Source organism: Arthrobacter sp. Br18 (assembly GCF_000520555.1).
In the GTDB taxonomy this organism is placed as follows: Bacteria; Actinomycetota; Actinomycetes; order Actinomycetales; family Micrococcaceae; genus Arthrobacter_D.
Genome location: NZ_KI914897.1, coordinates 3,353 through 5,274, shown reverse-complemented (window position 1 = coordinate 5,274; position 1,922 = coordinate 3,353). Strand labels below are relative to the sequence as shown.

The following is a 1,922-nucleotide window of genomic DNA, read 5'->3' as shown; positions in this document are numbered from 1 at the left end:
CGGCCACCGGCTCCTCAAGCCGTTCGGCAATCCCCCCGCCCGTCAGTGGCCCCAGCAGGCGCAGCAGGTCCGCGACGCCCTCCAGCCCGCGCGCCAACCGATCCGGGCGCAGTCGCTGCAGTTCGCGCTCCGTCTCGGCGATCACACCGGCGTCGAGCAGTTCGCGCAGTTCCGCACGCCCCAGCAGTTCGTTGAGCAGGGTCGGGTCGAGTGAGAGAGCAGCGGCCCGGCGTTCGGCGAGGGGGGAATCTCCCTCGTACAGGAAGGACGCCACGTACCCGAACAGCATCGAGCGGGCGAAGGGGGAGGGCTGCTGCGTGGTCACTTCCATCATCCGCAGCTCACGCCGTTCGAGGGACGACGCGAGTTCCTTCAGTGCCGGAAGGTCGTAGACGTCCTGCAGGCACTCCCGGACGGTTTCGAGGACGATCGGGAACGTCGGGTACTTCCTGGCGACGTCCAGCAGTTGCGCCGAGCGTTGGCGTTGCTGCCACAGGGGCGTCCGCTTGCTCGGATTGTGACGCGGAAGAAGCAGCGCCCGTGCGGCACACTCCCGGAAGCGTGAGGCAAACAGGGCCGACCCGCCGACCTCCGCCGTCACGATGGCGTCGAGCTCCTCGGCATCGAACAGGAACAGGTCCGCTCCCGGCGGTTCGTCGTCCATCAGCGGCACCCGCAGGACGATGCCGTCGTCGGAGGCCATGGCGGAACCGTCCAGGCCATAGCGCTGCTGGAGCCGCGCGCCCACCGCCAGCGCCCACGGCGCATGGACCGGCATACCGAAGGGGCTGTGCAGGACAACCCGCCAGTCGCCCAGTTCATCGTGGAAGCGCTCGACGACAAGGGTGCGGTCATTGGGCACCACCTCGGTGGCCTCGCGCTGCTCCGTGAGGTAGGTGATGAGGTTGCCGGACGCCCAGTCGTCCAGGCCGATCCGGGCGCACCTCTCCCGAGCTTTCTCGGCAGTGGCACCGGACATCTCGCGGACGAAGGCGCCGAGGGCCCGTCCCAGCTCCACGGGACGGCCCAGCGAATCGCCCTTCCAGAACGGAAGTTTGCCCGGCTGCCCGAAGGCGGGAGACACCAGCACGCGGTCGTGGGTGATCTCCTCGATGCGCCAGCTTGTCGCACCGAGCGCAAATACGTCGCCCACGCGCGATTCGTACACCATCTCCTCGTCGAGCTCGCCCACCCGCCGGCCACCCGCCTTCGGCCCCTCGCTCGCGGACCCGACCAGGAATACCCCGAACAGGCCGCGGTCGGGGATCGTGCCTCCCGAGGTGACGGCGAGACGCTGGGCGCCCGGCCGGCCCGTGATGCTGCCCTCCACCCGGTCCCAGATGATCCGGGGGCGCAGCTCGGCGAACTCGTCGGAGGGGTAGCGGCCCGCCAGGAGGTCGAGCGTTGCATCGAACGCGGAACGCGGAAGCGTGGCGAAGGGCGCTGAGCGGCGGACGACGTCGAACCACTCCTCGACATCGATGGTTCCGAGGGCCGCCGCGGCGACTGTCTGCTGGGCGAGGATGTCGAGGGGGTTGGTGGGAATGTAGAGGGGTTCGATGCGGCCGGCCAGCATGCGCTCCACGGTCACCGTGGTGTTCACCAGATCACCCCGGTGCTTGGGGAACAGCACACCCTGCGAGACCTCGCCCACCTGATGACCCGCACGGCCCACGCGCTGAAGGCCGCTGGCTACCGAGTGGGGGGACTCGACCTGCACCACGAGGTCGACCGCACCCATGTCGATGCCGAGTTCCAGGGAACTGGTGGCGACGACGCACCGCAGCCGCCCCGACTTCAGGTCATCCTCGATGAAGGCGCGCTGGTCCTTGGACACCGACCCGTGATGGGCGCGCGCAAGGAGTGCTGCACCGCCCTTGGTCTGCCCGGCCTGTGCCATCACCTCGGCGGGTGGTCGGGAC

General features: G+C 69.4%; 1 protein-coding gene. It reads right to left on the bottom strand.

Annotation, left to right across the window (positions count from 1 at the left end; all coding sequences use genetic code 11):
• A partial coding sequence (locus Y704_RS25465) for a helicase-related protein (RefSeq protein WP_035773287.1) occupies nt 1-1,922 on the bottom strand: 1,922 nt, incomplete at both ends.